The following is a 4,945-nucleotide window of genomic DNA, read 5'->3' as shown; positions in this document are numbered from 1 at the left end:
TGATTGTAAAGAAATAGAGCCTAGTAGGTGTATATATGGCGATAGCGAGTTTAAAGAAAGGGTTTGGGAGACCAAAACCAATCAAGACTACGAACAACGCATGGAAAGCCATCCCATGGACTAAGGTTCAACGGAAAGTTTTCAAGCTCCAAAAGAGTATATTTCAAGCAGCTAAATCGGGACAGGATGCAAAGGCTAGAAGGTGGCAACGTCTATTGGTGAAATCATATTATGCCCGACTCTTAGCAGTACGGCTGTAGGGGCGGGTTCCACGGTCAGCCATGCTTCCCAACAGTCAGCTTAATAAACCCGCCCCCCAAGCGGGTCAAGGCAAGAAAACGGCTGGAGTCGATGGAGTAAGAGTCATCTCTCCAAGGCCAAGGTTTGAGCTTGTTGAGAGCATTAAGGGAAACCTCAAAACAAAACCACTGCGACGGGTGTGGATACCAAAACCTGGAAGGGATGAAAAAAGCTGGAATAGGAATACCCACAATCCAAGATAGAGCAAGGCAAGCCTTGGTTAAGTCGGCTCTCGAACCTGAATGGGAATCGAGATTTGAAAGCACAAGCTATGGGTTCCGTCCAGGACGGTCAGCCCACGATGCAATATCCAGAATCTACCAAAGTATAAACAAAGGAGGTTATTATATACTGGATGCGGACATAGCTAAATGCTCTTACCGTGAACCATGATTACCTACTGTCCAAAATTCATTGTCCAAGCAACCTAAAGAAAGACCTGAAACAATGGCTCAAAGCTGGGGTGCTAGACAACGGTGTATTTGAGGATACAGAATCAGGGACACCTCAAGGAGGGGTAATAAGTCCAATACTCGCCAACATCGCACTGTTGGGCATGGTTAGGCTCATAAAAACAATGTATCCCAAGAAAGCAAACAGAGCACAAGCTACTGTTATAAGATACGCTGATGACTTTGTTGTGATATCCCCATCACTAGAAATCATTGAACAGTGCAAAACTGCTATTTCCGAGTGGCTAAAACCTGTAGGACTAGAAATTAAACCTGAAAAGACTCGAATTTGCCACACACTCAATCCCATTGAGTACAACGGCAAGACTGAGGAACCTGGGTTTGATTTTTTAGGATTCAATGTTAGGCAATATCCGGTAGGAAAATATAAATCTGGGAAAAGTCAAAAAAGGTTCAAAACCAACATCAAACCCAGCAATAAAGCAGTTAAAGCTCATACAGAAGTAATTAAGGGTGTAATAAAACAACATAAAACAGCACCCCAATCAGCTCTGATAAGCAAACTAAACCCAAGTATAAAGGGATGGTCAAACTACTACTCAGGGGTAGTCTCATCTGAGACCTTCAATAAACTGGATAACATAGTCTGGTTAATGTTACGGGCATGGACAGTATCAAGATGCAGAAAGGCAAACTACGAGAAGCTAGGAAACTACTTCCAACAAGGAACGGTTAAACTTAGCAATGGGAAAGAAAGACATGAATCTTGGTTATTCAAGACTAAAGATGGATTTCAACTATGGAAACATAATTGGACTCCGATTGTCAGACATACCACAATACGCCCTGATGCAACACCATACGACGGAAACTGGACTTACTGGGCAACCAGAAAAGGACAAGCAATCGACACGCCAATTAGGGTAGCAAAACTACTCAAAAAGCAAAAAGGCAAGTGTACCTGGTGTGGGCAATACTTTACCCCATCMGACCTAATTGAMGTAGACTACATTGTACCTCGAAGCCTCGCTKGAAAGGATGAATACAAAAATCTTCAGCTATTACACCGCCACACCCGCGACGATAAGACGGCACTTGACAAGGCCAACGCTGTGTCCTTAACAATGGAGCAGTCAAACTAGGAGCCGTGTGAAGGGAAACTTTCACGCACGGTTCTGAATGGGAGGGGATGGAGGCGACTCCATTCTCGACCCCTAATCGGAGACTTGAACAGGTTTTCGCCAAAATGAGAATTGCTGCGGGGCTTGTATCCCATTAGCTTTGGTCAAAAGTAGGGTAAACTTAAATATTGTGATACTCCAGCGCTCCAGATAGCCCATCCCATTGTGATCGGGTCAGATGAATTGGTGCGGTGTGTGCTACCATGTTCAAGCGTAATTATAACCAGCGGGGACTGCTATCGTCACATTTGGAGAAAATATTGGATAGTGGGGCTAGGCGGAATACTCACTATAAAAGGCTCAAACCCGATAAGCGGTGGTAATACACGAGCTTGTGGGAGAAGCCCGCACCATAATCTGGCATCAGTGTCGGGAGTACCTCACTAAAGGTCAGTCAACAACCCACTGTTAACATCGAAAACCAGAATATGATTAAACCTAGGAATAAAGCTTAAACAGCATCAGAGGATAATCACCGTGCTTTATTTAGCGGAAGTACAAAAGCAGAAAAGTGGTTTTATAGGTGGCGGTCGGGCTGAACTCAAGTTGCTGGTTTGTCAGCGGGGCGAGAACAATTGGAGCGCCGTACCGGGGGACGATCTGGTTCCGGCGGAGGATGCCAACAGCTATAAGGATGGCGCTCTAGTGTTAGTCGAACTCAATGCCAGCAAACAAGTTCAGCGCATCGAGGACGGCAAAAAACTGGTCAGAATTCTTGAAGATTTTTCCCGATTGCAAGACAGATTCAAAAATCAACAAGAAGAAATCGAACAGTGGAAAGAATCCCTCACCTACCAAACTCAAGAACTAAATCGCCGAGAACAAGAACTAAATCGTCGAGAAATGGAAATGGAATCTCGGCGAGAACAGATGGATCATCTGGAAGCTGAACTCGATAAGCTCGAACAACAGCGACAGAGCCTGGAAAGGAGCAAACAACAAGAGGAGAAACTGCGAGCTGAAATAGACAAGGCTCGCCACGAAGTTGAGAGTAGCCGATCGCAACTTGAAGAAGAAAAGCGATCGCTTGAGGAACAGCGGGCAGAACTGGAAACCCATAAAGGATTAAGCCCAGAAAAAGCCCAAGAAATGCAAGCACTTCTGGAGCTACTCTCAGGTGGTAACTCTATCGAGTCTCTCAGAGAATTGATAGAGCGAGCCCAAAACCAGATCAATGATGGCATCTCTGTAGGACAAACCTACCGTCAGCAAATGGAAGAACACCGCAACCGTGCTTCTGAGTTGCAGCAGGAGGTAGACCAAGTGACTACACTGCGCCATCAGTGGTCAGAATGGCATCAGTCCCACATCACGTTGTTAAATGATCGGGCACAACTGAACTCCCGCCAAAATCTGTTGGAATTCAATGAACAACAAATTCAGCGATTAGAACAAAATATTGAATACCGACAGGCCCTGTTAGAGCAACTGCAACGTCTTTCTGAGTCGGTTGCTAGTCGTTCCACTTCTGGAGTTAAGGTAGATACGGCACCCTTGCAGAAAATGCCCATTGAACAACTACAGGCGGAAGTTCAACGCTTGCAGGAAGAATGGGATCGATGGTTCCGCATGGTTAAAGAACAAGAAGAGGAACTCAAATATAAACAAGAGGAAATTGAGGAACTTCAACAGGAAATTAATCGGGCTTCTGGGAGCGTTCGCGCTCAGAAAGAATCGGATCTAGCCGATGAACAAGATGCCTATCAAATGCTGAATAAAACCCTAGAAGGACAGCGTCGGACTTTGGGGGAAAGGGAAGACCACATGAACCAGTATCAAGCGGTTTTGCTACAACGACAAGGTAGCGCCGGAACTGTTGATCTGGGGGTTGCTCTTGGCTTTCCGTCAATTCTGGCTGCTATTGAAAAACAGCAGCAAGCCAGCCGAAGTGAACTTGAGCAGTTGCGCGATCGCACGGAACAATTAAAAACTGAAATTTCTAACACGGACGCGCAATTGTCCCAACAAGAAACTGAACAGGAACAGAAACGTCAGCAACTAGAAGCCCAAGAACAGAGTTGGATTAAACAAAAACAAACGTTAGCTGAAATTCAAGGTCGCGCTAATCTCTATGAAGAATTACTACCATCCCTTGAGGAAAACTGGAATAATTTACAAGAGCAGATCGAATCGTTGTTAACACAATTTAATCAAATTCAGGAACTCAGCCAACAGCAAACTCAAACACAAGGAGAACTTAGTCAACTAATATCTGGTCTGATTTCCTAAACTGAGGATGAAATCCAGAAACAAGTCATAAGTGCGAAACCTTCAGGCATGAAATAGGGTTTAAATACCTGAAATAGCCGCCTGGTGGGGGTTTCATCCCCTAGGCGGAATACAAGGAACGCACTCCTGACCGACCCCATAACTGTTTATATGTCCCTAAGTTTTGTATCCCAAGATACCAAAATTAGGCAGGGAACCCAAGGTCAACACGCTCTGTAACAAATCGGGTAGGGGTCGAGAATGGAGTCACCTCCATCCCCTCCCATTCAAAACCGTGCTTGAGATTTTCACCTCACACGGATCCTGGTGTGGATGCCCACATTGTCAGTGGCACAGCGATACCAACCGCTGCTTTGTCCTTCTTTGTTCAGAGCTATAGCACAAGACAGAACAGTTAAGACGCATAGCATTAGTCAAGGTGGTTAGGACGAAGCTGGGAGAACGGAATCCATGGCATCATCGAGAGAATCAAACTGCTCACGTGCAATGGCGAATGCGGGCTTTCAACCACGACCAACATTTCTCTATCTTGTTGAGGTCTGGCGAATAAGGTGGTAGATAGAGCAAACGGCATTGAGCCGCCTCCACTAGCTCAGGAATCCGTCCCCCTTTATGAAACGTTGCATTGTCTAGCACTAGAGTCTGACCTGGCTTCAGTGTTGGAATTAAGATGAACTCCAACCACAACTCAAACACTGTCCGATTACAACAACCCTCAAAGCGATCGGGGGCTAAGAGTTGTTGATGACACCATGCGGCTATATAGCTCACCCTGCCCTGCCTCTTCCCGGATTTGAGGGCATCGAAGCGTTGTCCTTCCTC

The 4,945-nt window shown here is 45.5% G+C and carries 5 protein-coding genes and 1 pseudogene; 5 read left to right on the top strand and 1 reads right to left on the bottom strand.

Going from position 1 to position 4,945, the window contains the following annotated elements:
- The first annotated feature begins 35 nt into the window (after positions 1–35).
- The 5 genes from B9T16_RS25655 (at position 36) to hmpF (ending at position 4,123) form a co-directional block, all read left to right on the top strand.
- A complete protein-coding gene (locus B9T16_RS25655) occupies positions 36–260 on the top strand; it encodes a reverse transcriptase N-terminal domain-containing protein (protein WP_014276929.1) in 225 nt (74 codons plus the stop codon).
- Positions 261–281: 21 nt separating this feature from the next.
- Positions 282–503 (top strand): hypothetical protein, encoded by a 222-nt coding sequence (locus B9T16_RS25650; RefSeq protein ID WP_014275071.1) that lies wholly within the window; start codon positions 282–284, stop codon positions 501–503.
- Positions 463–693 (top strand): reverse transcriptase domain-containing protein, encoded by a 231-nt coding sequence (locus tag B9T16_RS25645; RefSeq protein ID WP_014274752.1) that lies wholly within the window; start codon positions 463–465, stop codon positions 691–693. Before B9T16_RS25650 ends, B9T16_RS25645 begins: the two co-directional genes overlap by 41 nt.
- Positions 683–1,855 carry a group II intron reverse transcriptase gene (locus tag B9T16_RS25640; RefSeq protein ID WP_410246092.1) on the top strand — a complete coding sequence of 391 codons (1,173 nt, stop codon included), beginning with the start codon at positions 683–685 and terminating at the stop codon, positions 1,853–1,855. Before B9T16_RS25645 ends, B9T16_RS25640 begins: the two co-directional genes overlap by 11 nt.
- Before the next feature lie 516 nt (positions 1,856–2,371).
- On the top strand, positions 2,372–4,123 hold the full coding sequence (gene hmpF / locus B9T16_RS25635) for a pilus motility taxis protein HmpF (protein ID WP_006616137.1): 1,752 nt from the start codon (positions 2,372–2,374) through the stop codon (positions 4,121–4,123).
- A gap of 422 nt (positions 4,124–4,545) precedes the next feature.
- On the opposite strand, the pseudogene B9T16_RS25630 reads toward hmpF, so the two are convergent.
- Positions 4,546–4,945, bottom strand: a pseudogene (locus B9T16_RS25630) (IS630 family transposase); the annotation flags it as partial.

The organism is Arthrospira sp. PCC 8006 (assembly GCF_046480465.1).
GTDB classification, from domain to species: Bacteria; Cyanobacteriota; Cyanobacteriia; order Cyanobacteriales; family Microcoleaceae; genus Limnospira; species Limnospira platensis.
This window is presented reverse-complemented; position numbering and strand designations above follow the sequence as displayed.

Bases quoted from the DNA above. Each gene is read 5' to 3' on its own strand.
- B9T16_RS25650 (WP_014275071.1), top strand. From the start codon at position 282: ATGCTTCCCAACAGTCAGCTTAATAAACCCGCCCCCCAAGCGGGTCAA.
- B9T16_RS25655 (WP_014276929.1), top strand. From the start codon at position 36: ATGGCGATAGCGAGTTTAAAGAAAGGGTTTGGGAGACCAAAACCAATC.
- B9T16_RS25645 (WP_014274752.1), top strand. From the start codon at position 463: ATGAAAAAAGCTGGAATAGGAATACCCACAATCCAAGATAGAGCAAGG.